We start from the raw sequence: 17069 nt of genomic DNA on the forward strand, positions 1-17069 counted from the left end.
CAAAGCTCGTGGAGATTTGGAGAAATACGGCGAGGCGAGGTTCCAACCAACACGTCAGCGGGCGACGCATGGCCAGCTGTCAGGGCTTGCGCGCCTTGTGCAGCTTGCTCATCAGCTCGGCCTCGGATTGCGAGAGGCCGCAGGAATGCGTGAGGTCGTCCACGCTGGCGCCCATGCCAACCAGTTTGGCGGCCTGGCTGAACGAGAAATTGTTGGGATCGCGCTGCTCGAGCTGCACCAGCTTGTCCGGCAGCGGCGCCACCAGGCGGGCCAGCTCCTCGAGCCGATCGCCCATGCGCGCACTGCCTTCGGCGTAGACGTCCAGTTGCTGGACCAGATCCTTGATGCGTCGGTCGCGGACAGCGTCGCGCTTGGCCTGTTCTTCAGCCTGGCGCCGCTGCTGGCGCAGCAGCCACACGCAGAAGCCCAGTAGCCCCAGGCAACCGAGGGCCAGGGCGACGACCGACGCGACCAGCGACACGATCAGCATGGATCAGATGCTCTCAAGTTCCGCCCATTCCTCTTCCGTCATCATCTTGTCCAGTTCAACCAGGATCAGCAGCTCACCGTTCTTGTTGCACACACCCTGAATGAACTTGGCCGATTCGTCGTTACCCACGTTCGGCGCGGTCTCGATTTCCGACTGACGCAAATAAACCACCTCGGCGACGCTGTCGACCATGATGCCGATGACCTGACGGTCGGCCTCGATGATCACGATGCGCGTGTTGTCGGAAACCGGCGCCGGTGCCAGACCGAAGCGCTGGCGCGTGTCGATCACCGTGACCACATTACCGCGCAGGTTGATGATGCCCAGCACGTAGCTCGGCGCACCAGGGACCGGCGCAATTTCGGTATAGCGCAACACTTCCTGCACCTGCATCACATTGATGCCGTAGGTCTCGTTGTCCAGACGGAAGGTTACCCATTGCAGGACAGGATCATCGGAACCCTGCGCAGACGTCATCTTCATAGTCCCACCCTTTTTCAGATACCGCCGCAGCGGTCGATTTGTCGGTTGCACCGGAGCCGACGGATGCGTCCGGCGCGTATCAATCTCAATGTTTCCTTGTCGATGCCGGGTGCAGCTGCCTGACCGCGCCACTGGCGATCAGCTCGGCGAGCGCGGTGACATCCACCAGCGCGCACATGTGTTCGATCACCGTACCGGCCAGCCACGGCCGCTGATTGCGCTGCGTACGCCATTTCACTTCGCGCGGGTCCAGACGGATCGAGCGGCTGACCTGATGCACCGCCAACCCCCATTCGTAACCTTGCACGGAAATCACGTACTGCAGGCCCTCGCGGAAGTCATCGCGATAGCGGTCGGGCATGACCCAGCGTGCGGTATCCAGCACCTTCAGATTGCCGGCGTGGCTCGGCAATATGCCGAGAAACCAGTCCGGCTGGCCGAACAGTGGCGTCAGTTCCTGCCCCGTCAGCGGGTAGATCGAACCGAGGCAGACCAACGGCACGGCCAGGGTCAGCCCGGCGACATCGAACAGCAGACACTCGAACGGCTGCTCCCCCCACTGGGGCGGCTGGTGCGGGTCGAGCGCCGGCGGTTCAGCCGCCGATGCCGCCGCCACGCTCAGCTCCACGACCGGCTCGACTACGGCAGCCGGCACGGCAATCTCGGCGACCACCGTGGTCGCCGGCGGGCTTTCCGCCGGCAACTCGCTAACGGTCTCGACCTGGCGCAGGTTATCGCGCTGCTGCTCCTCCAGCACGGCGGCCTGGAACTCGTCCAGGCTGACCGACTCCGCCAGCTCGACCGTCGCGTCCTGCAGCAGCGCATCGAGATACGACTGCAGCGCGAGCTGGGAGCGAGTTTCGGTGAGAACGGCGCGGCTCATGGGACCCACTTCTGTTGAAAATTCAGACAGGCTATCGGCCAGTGCCAAGGCGAACTTGAGCCGGTCATCCGACACTTCGTCAGCATGTCAGGCTGCCTCGGGCGAGGTCTGCAGTGACAGCAGATGCTTGAGCAGCGCGCGGTACGCCAGCACCGCCCGGCTGCCCGAGTCGAACTGCGACGGCGTGAGCCCCGCCCGGCTGGCGTCGCGCAGGCGCGTATCGATCGGGATGAACGCTGGCCACAGGCTGTCCGGGTAACCGGCACGCAACACCTTGAGGGTATTCATCGACGCCTGCGTCCGGCGGTCGAACAGGGTCGGCACGATGACATAAGGCAGCGGCTGTTTGCGCGAACGATTGATCATCGCCAGCGTGCCGACCATCCGCTCCAGCCCCTTCATCGCGAGGAATTCGGTCTGTACCGGAATCACCAGCTGTTGGCTGGCCGCCAGCGCATTGACCATCAATACGCCGAGCAGCGGCGGGCTGTCGATGATGGCGTAATCGAAGTCCTGCCACAGCTGCGACAGACTCTTGGCGATGACCAGGCCCAGACCGTTCTGCCCGGGCGACTGGCGCTCCAGCGTGGCGAGCACGGTACTGGACGGCAACAGCGAGATACGCTCATGACTGGTCGACAGCAGCAACTGCCACGGCAAGCCCTCGGGTACGCTGCCGTTGTGCTGAAACAGATCGAAGACGCTGTGCTCGAGGTTATCCGGGTCATGGCCGAAATAGCTGGTCATCGACCCATGAGGGTCGAGATCGAGCACCACCACCCGCTTGCCCGCATCGGCGAGCAAGCCTGCCAGCGCGATCGACGTGGTGGTCTTGCCCACCCCGCCCTTTTGATTGGCTACTGCCCAGACTCTCATTGCGCACATTCCATCCGAATCCGAGCGGGCCGGCGACTGCCAGGCCCCGCGACGACGGTGATTTGACGAAGGCGCCCTAGTGCGCCGAATTGCCGCTGACCGGTGCAGTTTGTGTGCCAGCTCGCTGCAACGCCGCGTCCGCCCGCGCGTTGCTGCTACCGGTGCCGGTAACGCTGCGGCGCACGTCGAGATTGCGCGACACCACCAGCACCACACGCCGATTGCGCGCGCGTCCCTCGGGGGTCGCATTGTCCGCCACCGGCTGGAACTCGCCGTAGCCCACCGCCGCCATGCGTGCCGGATCGACACCATCGGCAGCCAGCATGCGCACCACGCTGCCGGCGCGCGCTGCGGAAAGCTCCCAGTTGGTCGGAAACTTGGCGGTGCTGATCGGCAGGTTGTCGGTGAACCCTTCGACATGGATCGGGTTGTCGAACGGCGCGAGAATCGCCGCCACCCGGGCGATCAGATCGAAGGCCAGATCGTTGGGAATGGCATCGCCGCTGGGAAACAGCAGGCTGGAATTGAGCTCGATCTCGATCCACAGCTCGTTGCCGCGCACCGTCAGCTGGCCATCGGCAATCAGCTCGCCGAAGGTCTCGCGCATGCTCTGCGCAATGCTTTGCAGCGGATCGGAAACGCTCTGCTCCAGCAGCGACTGCCCGGTCGGCTGATCGACCTCCGACAGCGCCGGGCTGGTGGTGCGTGGCCGCTCCTCACCGATAGGGATCGGCTTGACCGCGCGATCGACCTGGTTGAACACGCCGACCAATGAATCGGAGAGGATCTTGTACTTGCCCTCGTTCACCGACGAGATCGAGTACATCACCACGAAGAAGGCGAACAGCAGGGTAATGAAGTCCGCGTAGGACACCATCCAGCGCTCGTGATTCTCATGCTCTTCGGCGTGTCTGCGTCGTGCCATCGCGGCGGCCTCAGTCGATGAAGCCCTGCAGCTTCATTTCGATGGAACGCGGATTCTCACCCTCGGCGATCGACAGCACGCCTTCGAGCAGCATCTCGCGATAGGCCGTCTGCCGCTGCACCACGCTCTTGAGCTTGTTGCCGATCGGCAGCACCAGCAGGTTGGCCACGCCGACGCCGTAGATGGTCGCGACGAACGCCACGGCGATGCCGTTGCCCAGCTGGCTGGGGTCGGCGAGGTTGCCCATCACATGAATCAGGCCCATCACCGCGCCGATGATGCCAACGGTCGGCGCGTAGCCGCCCATGCTCTCGTAGACCTTGGCCGCGCGCAGGTCACGGCTCTCCTGGGTGTACAGGTCGACCTCGAGGATGCTGCGAATGACTTCCGGCTCGGCGCCATCGACCAGCAGTTGCAGGCCCTTGCGCGCATAGGGATCGGGCTCGGTTTCAGCCGCCGGCTCCAGGCCCAGCAGGCCCTCCTTGCGCGCGGTGTTGCTCCAGCCGGTGACCAGTTGAATGCCGCCGTTCATATCGATGCGCGGCGGGAAGAAGATCCAGCGCGCGATGGACACCGCACGCATGAACACCGCGATTGGCGTCTGCAGCAGCACCGCGCCCAGGGTGCCGCCCAGCACGATGAGAGCGGCCGGCCCGTTGAGCAACGAGGAAATGTGCCCGCCTTCGAGGAAATTGCCGCCGACGATGGCGACAAAGGCCAGCACCAGCCCGATCAGGCTGAGAACATCCATCTAGATGCACGCCTCGGTGAGATGGCGACCGATATCGTCCAGGCTGTAGACGGCGTCGCTGAGATTCGCCTTAACCACCGCCATCGGCATGCCATAGATCACGCAGCTGGCCTCGTCCTGCGCCCACACCTGACTGCCGCTCTGCTTGAGCAGGCGCGCACCCTCGCGGCCATCGGCGCCCATGCCGGTGAGCACCACCGCCAGCACCTTGTCGTGAAAAGACTTGGCCGCCGAGCCGAAGGTGATGTCCACGCACGGCTTGTAGTTCAGTCGTTCATCGCCGGGCAGGATGCGCACCGCCCCGCGTCCGTCGATCATCATCTGCTTGCCGCCCGGCGCCAGCAGCGCAAGCCCGGGGCGCAGCAAATCGCCGTCCTCGGCTTCTTTGACGCGAATCTTGCAGAGCTTGTCGAGGCGCTCGGCGAAGGCCTTGGTGAACGCCGCCGGCATGTGCTGGATCAGCACGATCGGCGCCGGGAAACTGGCTGGCAACTGGGTCAGCACCCGCTGCAGCGCCACCGGGCCGCCGGTCGAGGTGCCGATGGCGACCAGCTTGTAGGCCTTGCGTTTGGGTGCCGCGGCGACGGGCGCCGGAGAGGTGCTGGCGCGCGGTGACACGGCCCCGGTCGTCAGCGGCGTGCTGCGGGCGACCGGGGTCGGTGCGGGCGCTGCCGTACCGCTCCAGCTGCCGTAGCGCCGGTTACTGCGCGAGACGGTATGGATCTTCTCGCACAGCAGTTGCTTGACCTTCTCCGGGTTACGCGAGACATCCTCGAAGTTCTTCGGCAGATAGTCCACCGCGCCGGCGTCGAGCGCATCGAGCGTGACCCGGGCGCCTTCGTGAGTCAGCGACGAGAACATCAGCACCGGCGTGGGACAGCGCTGCATGATCTGCCGCACGGCGGTAATGCCGTCCATCATGGGCATTTCATAGTCCATGGTGACAACATCCGGCTTGAGCGCCAGTACCTGATCGATGGCCTCGCGACCGTTGGTGGCGGTGCCGACCACCTGGATACCGGGATCCGAGGCGAGGATCTCCGAGACACGCCGGCGGAAGAACCCCGAATCGTCGACCACCAGGACCTTGACTGCCATAAAACACTCCTAGCGGCAGTGGCCCGTCACGACCCCTGCCGGTCTGTCACACCCGACGCGCGTAGCGCTTGAGCATGCTGGGAACATCGAGGATCAGGGCGATGCGGCCATCGCCGGTAATGGTCGCGCCGGACATGCCGGGCGTACCCTGCAGCATCTTGCCGAGCGGCTTGATCACCACCTCTTCCTGACCCACCAGCTGGTCGACGACGAAGCCGATGCTCTGGTTGCCGACGCTGAGAATGACCACGTGCCCCTCACGCTGCTCGTCATGCTCGGCGCCCTGCACCAGCCAGCGCTTGAGATAGAACAGCGGCAGTGCCTTGTCGCGGACGATGACCACCTCCTGGCCATCCACCACATTGGTGCGCGACAGGTCGAGGTGGAAGATCTCGTTGACGTTGACCAGCGGGAAAGCGAATGCCTGGTTGCCGAGCATGACCATCAGCGTCGGCATGATCGCCAGGGTCAGCGGCACCTTGATCACCACCCGCGAGCCCTGGCCCTTGGTGGAGAACACGTTGACCGTGCCGTTGAGCTGGGAAATCTTGGTCTTGACCACGTCCATGCCGACGCCACGGCCGGACACGTCGGAAATCTCGGTCTTGGTCGAGAAACCGGGCGCGAAGATCAGGTTGTAGCACTCCAGATCACTCAGGCGCTCGGCGGCATCCTTGTCCAGCATGCCCTTCTCCACCGCCTTGGCACGCAGGATGTTCGCGTCCATCCCTTTGCCGTCGTCGGTGATCATCAGCAGGATGTGGTCGCCCTCCTGCTCCGCGGACAGCACCACGCGTCCGACGCGCGGTTTGCCGGCGGCCTCGCGGTCCTCCGGCGACTCGATGCCGTGGTCGACGGCATTGCGCACCAGGTGCACCAGCGGATCGGCCAGCGCCTCGACGAGGTTCTTGTCTAGATCGGTCTCTTCGCCCACCAGCTCCAGGTTGATCTCTTTCTTCAGGTTACGCGCCAGATCGCGAACCAGCCGCGGGAAGCGGCCGAAGACTTTCTTGATCGGCTGCATGCGCGTCTTCATCACCGCGCTCTGCAGATCGGCGGTGACCACGTCGAGGTTGGACACGGCCTTGGACATGGCCTCGTCGCCGCTGTTGGCACCCAGGCGCACCAGACGGTTACGCACCAGCACCAGCTCGCCGACCATATTCATGATCTCGTCGAGCCGGGCGGTATCGACCCGTACGGTGGTTTCCGCGTCGCTGGCCGGCTTCTCGGCCGGAGCCGCTGCGCGCGGCGCCGCCTCTGCCTTGCTCGGCGCGGCAGCGGGCTGGCGCGGCGCGCTCTTGGCCACTGCTGCGGGCTGAGCCGCTGCCGCTACTGCAGCGACCGGCGCCACGCTCTCGGGCTCGAACTTGCCCTTGCCGTGCAACTGATCGAGCAGCGCTTCGAATTCGTCGTCGGTGATATTGTCGCCGGCCGCCGGGGCGCGGGTCTCGGCTACCGCGGGTGCTGACGCAGGCGTGGCGGCAGGCTCGTTGAACTGCCCTTTGCCGTGCAGTTGGTCGAGCAGCGCCTCGAATTCTTCGTCGGTGATCTCGTCGCCCGCGGCCACTACCGGCTCTGCTGGCGTCTCCGCTTCGGCAGGTGCGGCACTGAACTGGCCCTTGCCGTGCAGCTGGTCGAGCAGCGACTCGAACTCATCGTCGGTGATTTCATCGCTCGCCGCCGTTGCGGATCCGACTGCAGCCGGCGTGTCGATGGCCTGCAGCATCTGTTCGAACTCGTCGTCCGCCGCCACCGGCGCCGCGACTTCTGCCGCCACGCTGGGAGCATCCGCCGACGCCGGCTCGGCCAGACGCGCCAGCGCCGCCAGCAGCTCAGGGGTTGCCGGGGTCGGCTCGACGCGCTCGCGAACCTGACTGAACATGGCATTGACGGCGTCCAGCGCCTGCAGCACCACGTCCATCAGCTCGGAATCCACCCGGCGCTCGCCCTTGCGCAGGATGTCGAAGACGTTCTCGGCGATGTGGCAGCATTCCACCAGCTCGTTAAGCTGCAGGAAGCCCGCCCCGCCCTTGACCGTGTGGAACCCGCGAAAAATTGCATTGAGCAACGCCATGTCGTCGGGGCTGCTTTCCAGCTCCACCAACTGCTCTGACAACAGTTCGAGAATCTCGCCGGCCTCTACCAGGAAATCCTGGAGGATTTCTTCATCGGCGTCGAAGCTCATATTGCAATTCCCCTAAAAGCCCAGGCTCGAAAGCAGATCGTCCACGTCGTCCTGTCCGGATACGACGTCCTCACGTATATCGGCATGCATCTGCGGACCTTCACCGTTGGAAGGCTCTTTCTCTTGTTTTTTCTTTTCCTGCTCGGCGCGCATCGCGTCGCGGTCGTGCTGGATGCCGGCCACGCGATCGACCTGCCCGGCCATTGCCACCAGGTTGACCAGGTTGCTTTCCAGCTCGGTGATGAGCCGCGTGACGCGCTTGATCACCTGCCCGGTCAGGTCCTGAAAGTCCTGCGCCAGCATGATTTCGCTGAGGTTCTGCGACAGCTGGCTACCATCGTTCATCGAGCGCTGCAGGTACTGGTCGATGCGCCGGACCAGCTCGCGGAACTGCTCGGCATTCATCTCGCGGCGCATGAAGCGCTGCCAGTCGGCGGTCAGGCTCTGGGCTTCGTAGCTGACGTAGTTCACCAGCGGCGCCGACTCCTCGACCAGATCCATGGTGCGGTTGGCGGCCTTCTCGGTCATCGCCACCACGTAGGAAAGCCGGTCGGTTGCATCGGTGATCGGCGACGGATCCCCGCCCGTGGCGCAGGTGTCCACCTCGAGCTTGACGATAGCGTTGTGCAGTTCGCGGGTGAGCTTGCCAACTTCTTGATAGAGCCCGTGATTACGGACCTGGTTGAGCTGGTTGAACATCTGCGCCGCCTCGTCGAAGCGGCCCTGCTGCAGGCTTTCAATCAGCTGCGGTGCATTGGCCTGCAGAGTTGCTTCGAACTCCGCCAGGCTTTGGTCTGCTTGCGTCATAGTGCCCTCGCGGCGTTGCTGCTTCAGCCGTTGACGCGCTCGAAGATCTTTTCGATCTTCTCCTTGAGCACCTGGGCAGTGAAGGGCTTGACGACGTAACCGTTAACGCCGGCCTGAGCCGCTTCGATGATCTGATCGCGCTTGGCTTCGGCCGTCACCATCAGCACCGGCAGGTGCTTGAGGCGCTCGTCGGCACGCACGTGGCGCAGCAGGTCGATGCCGCTCATACCCGGCATGTTCCAGTCGGTGACGAGGAAATCGAAGCTGCCGCTCTTGAGCATCGGCAACGCGGTGGTGCCGTCGTCGGCCTCGGCGGTGTTGGTGAACCCCAGGTCTCGCAGGAGGTTCTTGATGATTCGTCTCATCGTCGAGAAGTCATCGACGATGAGGATTTTCATGTTCTTGTCCAAGTCGACCTCCGTAAATCCCAAAATCTCGGCAACCGAGCACGTCTCGCAGTGAGGGTACCGGTCAGCTCGCCCGCCATTCGCCGAGGCGGGCACGCAGACGGGCGGCGCACTGGCTATGCAGCTGACTGACCCGTGACTCGCTGACGCCGAGCACCTGACCGATTTCCTTCAAATTCAACTCTTCGTCGTAGTACAGCGACAGCACCAGTTTTTCGCGTTCGGGCAGGTTGGTGATGGCATCGGCCAGCGCCTGCTGGAAACGCTCGTCCTCGAGATCGCGAAACGGCTCGGAATGAGTGCTAGCGGCATCGTCGTGCAACTCGCCATGTTCGCCGTCCTGCAACAGGTCGTCGAAGCTGAACAGGCGGCTGCCCAGGGTGTCGCCGAGAATGCTGTAGTACTCATCGAGGCTGAGCTTAAGTTCGGCCGCAACCTCATGATCTTTAGCGTCACGTCCGGTTTTCGCTTCGATGGCGCGAATCGCCTCGCTGACCATGCGCGAGTTGCGATGCACCGAACGCGGCGCCCAGTCGCCCTTGCGCACCTCGTCGAGCATGGTGCCGCGGATGCGGATACCGGCGTAGGTTTCGAAGCTGGCGCCTTTGCCGGCGTCGTACTTCTTTGCCGCCTCCAGCAGGCCGATCATTCCGGCCTGGATCAGGTCGTCGACCTGGACGCTGGCCGGCAGCCGTGCGAGCAGGTGATAGGCAATGCGCTTGACCAGCGGCGCATACTGGTCGATCAAACGATGCTGGGCATCCTTCGCCTGAGCCTTGCTGTAATACATAGCGAATCCAGCAGCTGTCATTCGTGAGTGTCGTTCGCCGGCCTGATCAGGCGCTCGACGAAGAATTCAAGATGCCCGCGCGGCGTGGCCGGCAGCGGCCAGGTATCGACTTTCTGCGCGATGGCCTTGAATGCCAATGCGCATTTTGACCGCGGATAAGCCTCGTAGACTGCACGCTGCTTCTGAACGGCCTTGCGCACGGCTTCGTCGTAGGGAATCGCACCGACGTATTGCAGCGCGACGTCGAGGAAGCGCTCGGTGACCTTGGTCAGCTTGGCGAACAGATTGCGCCCTTCCTGCGGGGCGTGCGCCATGTTGGCCAGCACGCGAAAGCGATTGATGCCGTAGTCGCGATTGAGCAGCTTGATCAGAGCATAGGCGTCGGTGATCGAGGTCGGCTCATCGGTGACCACCAGCAGCACCTCGTGCGCGGCGCGCACGAAGCTGACCACCGCCTCGCCGATGCCGGCGGCGGTGTCGATGATCAGTACGTCGAGATCCTCGATCTCGCTGAACGCCTGAATCAGGCCGGCGTGCTGCAGCGAGGACAGCTGCACCATGCTTTGCGTGCCGGATGCCGCCGGCACGATGCGGATGCCGCCCGGCCCCTGGATGAGCACGTCGCGCAGGTCGCATTCACCGGCAATCACGTCGGCAAGCGTGCGCTTGGTGGTCAGCCCCAGCAGCACGTCGACATTGGCCAGCCCGAGGTCGGCGTCGAGCAACACCACCCGCCGCCCGAGTTCGGCCAGCGCCAGTGCCAGATTGACCGACACGTTGGTCTTGCCGACGCCACCCTTGCCGCCGGTCACCGCAATCACCTGTACGGGATGCATACCCATGTTCAAACGCCTATATGTTGCTCGGCCTGCAAGGCCGGCGATGCATTCAGCTCGAATGCATCAGGTTTATCCGAGTAACGCACTGCCGCTTCAGCCCGCTCGCCGCGATGATTCGTTGTACAGGCCGGCGAACATATCGGCCATCGTTTCCTCGCTCGGCTCCTCGCCGGATTGCAGGCTCACCGCCCGACTGACCAACTGATGACTGCGCGGCAGGTGCAGGTCATCAGGAATACGCGGCCCGTCGGCGAGGTAAGCTATCGGCAGGTGCTGGCTGATCGTTAGTCCGAGCACGTCGCCGAGCGAGCCGGCCTCGTCGAGCTTGGTCAGGATGCAACCGGCCAGGCCGCAACGACGATAGTTGTGCCACGCCGCCTTGAGCACCTGGCTCTGGCTGGTAGCGGCCAGCACCAGGTAGTTCTTCGATTTCACGCCACGATCGGACAGCGCTTCGAGCTGCATGCGCAGTGTCGGATCGCTCGCCGGCAGCCCGGCCGTGTCGATCAAAATCACGCGCTTGCGTGCCAGCGGCGCCAGCGTCTTGCCCAGCGGCTGCGACGGGTCGATCTGCACCACCGGCACATCGAGAATACGACCGAGCGTCTTGAGCTGCTCCTGCGCGCCGATGCGGTAGTTATCCATGCTCGCCAGCGCGATGTTCTGCGCGCCGTACTTCAATACGTAACGGGCCGCCAGCTTGGCCAACGTGGTGGTCTTGCCGACGCCAGCCGGCCCGACCAATGCGATGACCCCGCCCTCTTCCAGCGGTTCGTGCTTGGTGACCTTGATCGCCTGCGCCAGGTGCGCCAGCAGCATACGCCAGGCCTGTCGCGGATCAGCGATGGTCGCGACCTTTTCGAGCAGGCTGCGCGACAGTTCCGCCGGCAGGCCGAGACGCTGCAAGCGGCGCCAGAGCCCGGCCTGCTGCGGCCGCCGGCTCTGCTCCTGGCCCCAGGCGATGGAGCCGAGCTGCACTTCGATCAGCTCGCGCAGGCCCTGCAGTTCGGTGCACATGCTTTCGAAGGCGCGCGTATCGACCGGCGCGCTGGCAGCGGGTTGCGGCGCGGCGGCAGGCTGCTCGTCAAGCAGTTGACGGTCCTGGCCCGACTTCACGCGATTCGGCGCGCTCAGTTCGGCATGAGCCGAGGCGATACGCGCCTGCGTCTTGCGCAGCTCGGCTTCCAGCACGGGGTTGGGCTTGTTCGCTTCCGGGGCGGCCTGCATCGGGTAATCGAGCACGGCAGTCAGCTCGACACCGCCGGCGACCCGGCGATTGCCGATGATCACGGCATCGGCGCCCAGCTCGTCGCGCACCATCTTCATGGCGATGCGCATATCGGCGGCGAAGAAACGTTTGACCTGCATGGCCTGCACCCTCGATTAATTCTGACCCACCGTCGCAACGATGGTGACCTGCTTGTTGTCCGGAATTTCCTGGTAGGCCAGTACATGCATGTTCTGTACGGCCAACCGGGCGAAGCGGGACAACATCGCGCGAACCGGTCCGGCCACCAGTAGAATCGCCGGCTTGCCGAGCATTTCCTGGCGCTGAGCCGCTTCTACCAGCGACCGTTGCAACTTCTCTGCCATTCCCGGTTCCAGCAGGATGCCATCTTCGGCACCCTGTCCGGCCTTCTGCAGGCTATTGAGCAAGATCTGTTCCAATCGCGGCTCCAGAGTGATCACAGGCAGCTCCGGCTCTAGTCCCACAACGTTCTGCACGATTGCGCGAGACAGCGCGACGCGCACTGCCGCCACCATCGCGGCGGGATCTTGACTCTTGTTGGCGACATTGGCGATGGCTTCGGCGATGGTGCGGATGTCGCGCACCGGCACCTGCTCCTGCAGCAGCGCTTGCAAGACCTTGAGCAGCGTGGACAACGACAGCATGCCCGGCACCAACTCCTCGGCCAGCTTGGGCGAGCTACGGGCAAGCAGTTGCAGCAACTGCTGGACCTCCTCGTGGCCGAGCAGTTCATGCGCGTGCTTGTACAACACCTGATTGAGGTGGGTGGCAACCACGGTACTGGCATCCACCACGGTATAGCCGAGCGACTGCGCCTGGTCGCGCTGGCTGCCCTCGATCCACACCGCATCCAGACCGAACGCCGGGTCCTTGGCTGCAATGCCATTGAGCGGCCCGAATACCTGGCCGGGGTTGATCGCCAGCTCGCGATCCGGATAGACCTCCGCCTCGGCCAGGCTGACGCCCATCAGCGTCAGGCGATAGGCATTGGGCAGCAGATCGAGATTGTCGCGGATATGCACCGACGGCATGAGAAAGCCGAGATCCTGCGACAGCTTCTTGCGCACGCCCTTGATTCGCGCCAGCAGCTGGCCCCCCTGATTGCGATCGACCAGCGGAATCAGCCGGTAGCCGACCTCCAGCCCGACCATGTCCACCGGCGTCACGTCGTCCCAGCCGAGTTCCTTGGTTTCCGCCGCGCGCTGCGCTGGCAGCAGCTCCTGCTGCTTCTGCACATCCTGCTCGGCCTGCTGCTTGACGCGCTTCTGCCGATACCAGATCCAGTAGGCGCCCCCGGCAGCGAGCGCACCGAGGCCGAGGAATGACAGGTGCGGCATGCCCGGCACCAGTCCCATCGCGATCATGATCGCGGCCGATACCGCCAGCGCCTTGGGCGAGGCGAACATCTGCCGGTTGACCTGCTGGCCCATGTCCTCGGAACTGGTGACCCGGGTCACCATGATCGCCGCCGCGGTGGACAGCAGCAGCGAGGGGATCTGCGCCACCAGGCCGTCACCGATGGTCAGCAGCGCGTAGACCTTGCCGGCGTCGGCGAAGCTCAGGCCATGCTGCGCCATGCCGATACCCATGCCGCCGAGCAGGTTGATGAAGAGGATCAGCAGGCCAGCGATGGCGTCGCCGCGCACGAACTTGCTGGCACCGTCCATCGAGCCGTAGAAATCCGCTTCGGACGCAACCTCGACCCGGCGCTTCTTCGCTTCGGCCTGATCGATCAGCCCGGCATTGAGGTCGGCATCGATCGCCATCTGCTTGCCGGGCATCGCATCGAGGGTGAAGCGCGCGCTTACTTCGGAAATCCGCCCGGCGCCCTTGGTGACCACCACGAAGTTGATGATCATCAGGATCGCGAACACCACGATACCGACTACGTAGTTGCCGCCGATCACCACGTTACCGAAGGCTTCGATCACATGACCGGCCGACGCGCCGCCTTCGTGACCGTGAATCAGCACCACCCGTGTGGACGCGACGTTCAGCGCCAGACGCAACAGGGTCGCTACCAGCAGAATGGTCGGGAACACCGCGAAATCCAGCGGGCGCAGCGCGTAGACACTGACCAGCAGCACGACGATCGACAGCGCGATGTTGAAGGTGAACAGCACGTCGAGCAGGAACGGCGGCACGGGCAGCATCATCATGCCCAGCATCACCAGCAACAGCAGCGGCACCCCGAGGTTGCCGCGACCGACACCCGTCAGGTTGTTGCGCATGTTGATGAGTTGCGTGCGATCCAACGTGGCCCCCAGCAGAAAGTTTTTTGACGCCCGATGCGCCCTGCCGTGGGCTATAGCAAGAAGGGGTCCAACTTGGCGACGCAACGGCGGACTGGCGCAGTCACGCCAACTGATCTCAACTGAAACAGGCGCTACGGGACATCTCGCCGCATGCGGGCGAACCCGACCAGTGTCGCGCAGTCAGACCTTCGACCGGCGGAACCGCTCCGCCCGGCCCAACCTGCAAGGAGACAATCGATGAAACAGTGGATCATCGCCGCATTGGCCGGCTGCACCGCGTTGACTGTCCAGGCGGAGACGCTCAGCGTTCCGCTCAAGGCCGTCAGCGCCCAAGGCGTCGGCGCCGCCGTCGGCAGCGTGAAGATCGAGAGCAGCGAATACGGCCTGGTCCTGCGCCCCGAACTGTCGGGGCTGGAACCCGGCATTCACGGCTTCCACGTGCACGCCAAGGGCAACTGCGAGACCGCCGAGATCGACGGCAAGGTCACGCCGGCGGGCGCTGCGGGCGGCCACTGGGACCCGAAGAACAGCGGCAAGCACGGCGAACCCTGGGGCGACGGCCACCTGGGCGACCTGCCCGCGCTCTATGTCGACAAGGATGGCAAGGCCAGCCAGCCGGTGCTGGCCCCACGCCTGAAAAGCCTGGGCGACATCAAGGGGCTGGCGCTGATGGTGCATCAGGGCGGCGACAACCATGCCGACCATCCGCAGCCGCTCGGCGGCGGCGGTGCACGGGTCGCCTGCGGCGTCATCGAGTAACGGCAGCGCCGGCTTTCAAGCTGCAAGCGGCACGCTTGCAGCTTGCCGCTATTCGTCGCGACGCAGATCTGGCGGAATCGGAAGATCGTTCAGTGGATCGGGTCGACGGCCCTTGCCGGCGCGGTACTGGCGCAACTGATAGACGTAAGCCAGCACCTGCGCCACGGCCAGGTAGAGGCCGGCGGGAATCTCCTGCTCCAGCTCGGTCGAGTAGTACACCGCTCGCGCCAGCGCCGGCGACTCAAGCACCGTCACGCTGTGCTCCTGGGCGATCTCGCGAATCTTCAGCGCCACGAAGTCGCCGCCCTTGGCCACCAGCCGAGGCGCGCCACCCTTGTCGCCGTCGTATTTCAGCGCCACGGCAAAGTGCGTCGGGTTGGTAATCACCACATCGGCTTCGGGCACGGCCTGCATCATGCGCCGCTGCGCCGCCTCGCGCTGCAGCTGACGGATGCGCGACTTGACCTCCGGCTTGCCCTCGGAGTCCTTGTACTCGTCCTTGACCTCCTGCTTGGTCATCATCAGCTTCTGCTTGTTGTCCCAGAGCTGGAACGGCACATCCACCGCGGCGATCAGGATCAGCCCGCAGGCCATCCACAGCGCGCACCAGCCGACCACCTCGGCGCTGTGCATGATCGCCAGGTCTAGCGGCTGCTTGGCGATGGGGAGCAGATCGTCCTCGTAGGAGGACAGCACCATCAACGCCACCAGCAGCACCACCAGGAACTTGCCGAGGGCCTTGAGCAACTCCACCAGCGCCTTGGTCGAGAACATGCGCTTGAGCCCGGCAGCGGGGTTCATCCGACCGAAGTTGGGCGCCATCGCCTTGGCGGAGAACAGCCAGCCACCCAGCGCGATGGGCCCGGCGATCGAGGCGATGAGCAAGGCGATCAGCAACGGCAGGGTTGCCTCCAGCGCGATCCTGCCGCTGGCCGCCAGCAACACCGCCATGTTGCTCTCGTCCAGCAGGGTTTCGCGGCTCAGCTCGAAGCTGCCCTGCATCATGGCCATCAGCGCCTGCGCCAACCCGCTGCCGGACGCCAGCAGGCCGCCAATGCCGCCGATGGTCACGGCCACCGTGCTCAACTCGCGCGAGCGCGCGATCTGGCCTTTCTCGCGAGATTCCCGGCGCCGTTTCTCTGTGGGTTCCTCGCTTTTGTCGGCACCGCTTTCGCTTTCAGCCATCGACGGCCTCCGCGTTGTGCATGAGTCTATTCATCAGCGCAGCCCCACCAGCTCGCGCAGCATCGCCAGCGCTTCGCCGACGAAGATCTGGTATTGCGCGAGGATATCGGCCATCCCGATCCAGACGATGACCAGGCCCAGCACCAGGGTCAGCGGAAAGCCGATGGAAAAGATATTCAGCTGCGGGGCGGCGCGGGTCATCAGGCCAAACGCCAGGTTCACCACCAGCAGCGCGGTGATCGCCGGCAGCACCAGCAGCAGGCCGGCGCCGAGCACCCAGCCGAGCTTGCTCGCCACCTCCCACAGATGATTGGTCGACAGCCCACCGCCCACCGGCAAGGTCACAAAGCTCTCGGTGAGAATTTCCAGCACCACCAGATGACCGTTCATCGCCAGGAACAGCAGGATCACCAGCATATTGAAGAACTGGCCGAGCACCGGCACCGACACACCGTTGGCCGGATCGACCATCGAGGCGAACCCCAGGCCCATCTGCATCGCCAGCAGCTGCCCGGAGACGATGAACACCTGAAAGAACAGCTGCAGGACGAAACCGAGCATCACACCGATCAGAATCTGCTCGGCGATCAGCAGCAAGGCACGCAGGCTCAGCGCCTCGACCAGTGGCATCGGGCCTAGGTTCGGCGCCAGCACCAGGGTGATGGCCAGCGCCAGATACAGCCGTACCCGCGGCGGCACCAGCTGCGTGCCGATGATCGGCATGCTCATCAGCAACGCGGCGATACGGAACAGCGGGAGCAGAAACTGCGCCACCCAGCTGCCGATCTGCGCATTGCTCAGTTCCAGCATGGTTCAGCCGATGATCAGCGGAATGTTGGTGATCAGCCCCTGGGTATACTCCATCAGCTCGCGCACCAGCCAAGGCCCGGCCCAGATCAGCGTCAGCAGCATCACCAGGAGGCGCGGCAGAAAGCTCAGGGTCTGCTCGTTGATCTGCGTGGCAGCCTGGAACATGGCCACCACCAGACCGACCAGCAGGCTCGGCATCACCAGCACGCCGACGATCATCGCGGTCATCCACAGGCCTTCGCGAAACAGGTCCACCGCGACTTCGGGCGTCATG

18 protein-coding genes are annotated in these 17069 nt (G+C 64.3%); 1 reads left to right on the forward strand and 17 read right to left on the reverse strand.

Annotated features, from left to right (window positions below; translation table 11 throughout):
- Positions 1-79: 79 nt before the first annotated feature.
- The 14 genes from HU825_RS17810 to flhA form a co-directional block, all read right to left on the reverse strand.
- Positions 80-490 carry a DUF2802 domain-containing protein gene (locus HU825_RS17810; RefSeq protein ID WP_043297328.1) on the reverse strand — a complete coding sequence of 137 codons (411 nt, stop codon included), beginning with the start codon at positions 488-490 and terminating at the stop codon, positions 80-82.
- Between the two features lie 3 nt (positions 491-493).
- Positions 494-973, reverse strand: coding sequence for a chemotaxis protein CheW (locus tag HU825_RS17815; protein WP_008570473.1), 480 nt, complete (start codon positions 971-973; stop codon positions 494-496).
- Positions 974-1058: 85 nt separating this feature from the next.
- Entirely contained in the window at positions 1059-1856 is a 798-nt protein-coding gene (locus HU825_RS17820; protein ID WP_102828906.1) for a CheW domain-containing protein, read from the reverse strand.
- Positions 1857-1943: 87 nt separating this feature from the next.
- Positions 1944-2732 carry a ParA family protein gene (locus tag HU825_RS17825; protein ID WP_138300192.1) on the reverse strand — a complete coding sequence of 263 codons (789 nt, stop codon included), beginning with the start codon at positions 2730-2732 and terminating at the stop codon, positions 1944-1946.
- Positions 2733-2808: 76 nt separating this feature from the next.
- A complete protein-coding gene (gene motD, locus HU825_RS17830) occupies positions 2809-3657 on the reverse strand; it encodes a flagellar motor protein MotD (RefSeq protein ID WP_234302589.1) in 849 nt (282 codons plus the stop codon).
- Between the two features lie 10 nt (positions 3658-3667).
- Positions 3668-4408 carry a flagellar motor protein gene (locus HU825_RS17835; protein ID WP_008570478.1) on the reverse strand — a complete coding sequence of 247 codons (741 nt, stop codon included), beginning with the start codon at positions 4406-4408 and terminating at the stop codon, positions 3668-3670.
- A complete protein-coding gene (locus tag HU825_RS17840; RefSeq protein ID WP_043297333.1) occupies positions 4409-5506 on the reverse strand; it encodes a protein-glutamate methylesterase/protein-glutamine glutaminase in 1098 nt (365 codons plus the stop codon).
- A 46-nt stretch (positions 5507-5552) separates the two neighbouring features.
- Positions 5553-7694 (reverse strand): chemotaxis protein CheA, encoded by a 2142-nt coding sequence (locus HU825_RS17845; protein ID WP_234302590.1) that lies wholly within the window; start codon positions 7692-7694, stop codon positions 5553-5555.
- Positions 7695-7706: 12 nt separating this feature from the next.
- Positions 7707-8501: a protein phosphatase CheZ gene (locus HU825_RS17850; protein WP_043297335.1), complete on the reverse strand. Its 795-nt coding sequence runs from the start codon at positions 8499-8501 to the stop codon at positions 7707-7709.
- A 23-nt stretch (positions 8502-8524) separates the two neighbouring features.
- Entirely contained in the window at positions 8525-8899 is a 375-nt protein-coding gene (locus tag HU825_RS17855) for a chemotaxis response regulator CheY (RefSeq protein WP_171819274.1), read from the reverse strand.
- A 73-nt stretch (positions 8900-8972) separates the two neighbouring features.
- Entirely contained in the window at positions 8973-9719 is a 747-nt protein-coding gene (fliA, locus tag HU825_RS17860) for an RNA polymerase sigma factor FliA (RefSeq protein WP_081002728.1), read from the reverse strand.
- Positions 9716-10540 carry a flagellar synthesis regulator FleN gene (gene fleN / locus HU825_RS17865; protein WP_008570483.1) on the reverse strand — a complete coding sequence of 275 codons (825 nt, stop codon included), beginning with the start codon at positions 10538-10540 and terminating at the stop codon, positions 9716-9718. The genes fliA and fleN overlap by 4 nt, the downstream gene beginning before the upstream one ends.
- 90 nt (positions 10541-10630) lie before the next feature.
- On the reverse strand, positions 10631-11905 hold the full coding sequence (gene flhF, locus HU825_RS17870) for a flagellar biosynthesis GTPase FlhF (RefSeq protein WP_138300196.1): 1275 nt from the start codon (positions 11903-11905) through the stop codon (positions 10631-10633).
- A gap of 15 nt (positions 11906-11920) precedes the next feature.
- Positions 11921-14041, reverse strand: a complete 2121-nt coding sequence (gene flhA / locus HU825_RS17875; RefSeq protein ID WP_138300197.1) for a flagellar biosynthesis protein FlhA — start codon at positions 14039-14041, stop codon at positions 11921-11923.
- 237 nt (positions 14042-14278) lie between these two features.
- Between flhA and sodC the strand changes: the two genes are divergently transcribed.
- Positions 14279-14800, forward strand: a complete 522-nt coding sequence (gene sodC, locus HU825_RS17880) for a superoxide dismutase family protein (RefSeq protein ID WP_043297340.1) — start codon at positions 14279-14281, stop codon at positions 14798-14800.
- 48 nt (positions 14801-14848) lie between these two features.
- On the opposite strand, the gene flhB is transcribed toward sodC, so the two are convergent.
- The 3 genes from flhB to fliQ are packed head-to-tail and all read right to left on the reverse strand — an operon-like array spanning position 14849 to position 17068.
- A complete protein-coding gene (flhB, locus tag HU825_RS17885; RefSeq protein ID WP_234302591.1) occupies positions 14849-15985 on the reverse strand; it encodes a flagellar biosynthesis protein FlhB in 1137 nt (378 codons plus the stop codon).
- A gap of 33 nt (positions 15986-16018) precedes the next feature.
- Positions 16019-16795 (reverse strand): flagellar biosynthetic protein FliR, encoded by a 777-nt coding sequence (fliR, locus tag HU825_RS17890; RefSeq protein WP_234302592.1) that lies wholly within the window; start codon positions 16793-16795, stop codon positions 16019-16021.
- A gap of 3 nt (positions 16796-16798) precedes the next feature.
- Positions 16799-17068: a flagellar biosynthesis protein FliQ gene (fliQ, locus tag HU825_RS17895; protein WP_043297348.1), complete on the reverse strand. Its 270-nt coding sequence runs from the start codon at positions 17066-17068 to the stop codon at positions 16799-16801.
- Between the last annotated feature and the right edge of the window lies 1 nt (position 17069).

The sequence above is a fragment of the Pseudomonas phenolilytica genome (assembly GCF_021432765.1).
GTDB lineage: Bacteria > Pseudomonadota > Gammaproteobacteria > Pseudomonadales > Pseudomonadaceae > Stutzerimonas > Stutzerimonas phenolilytica.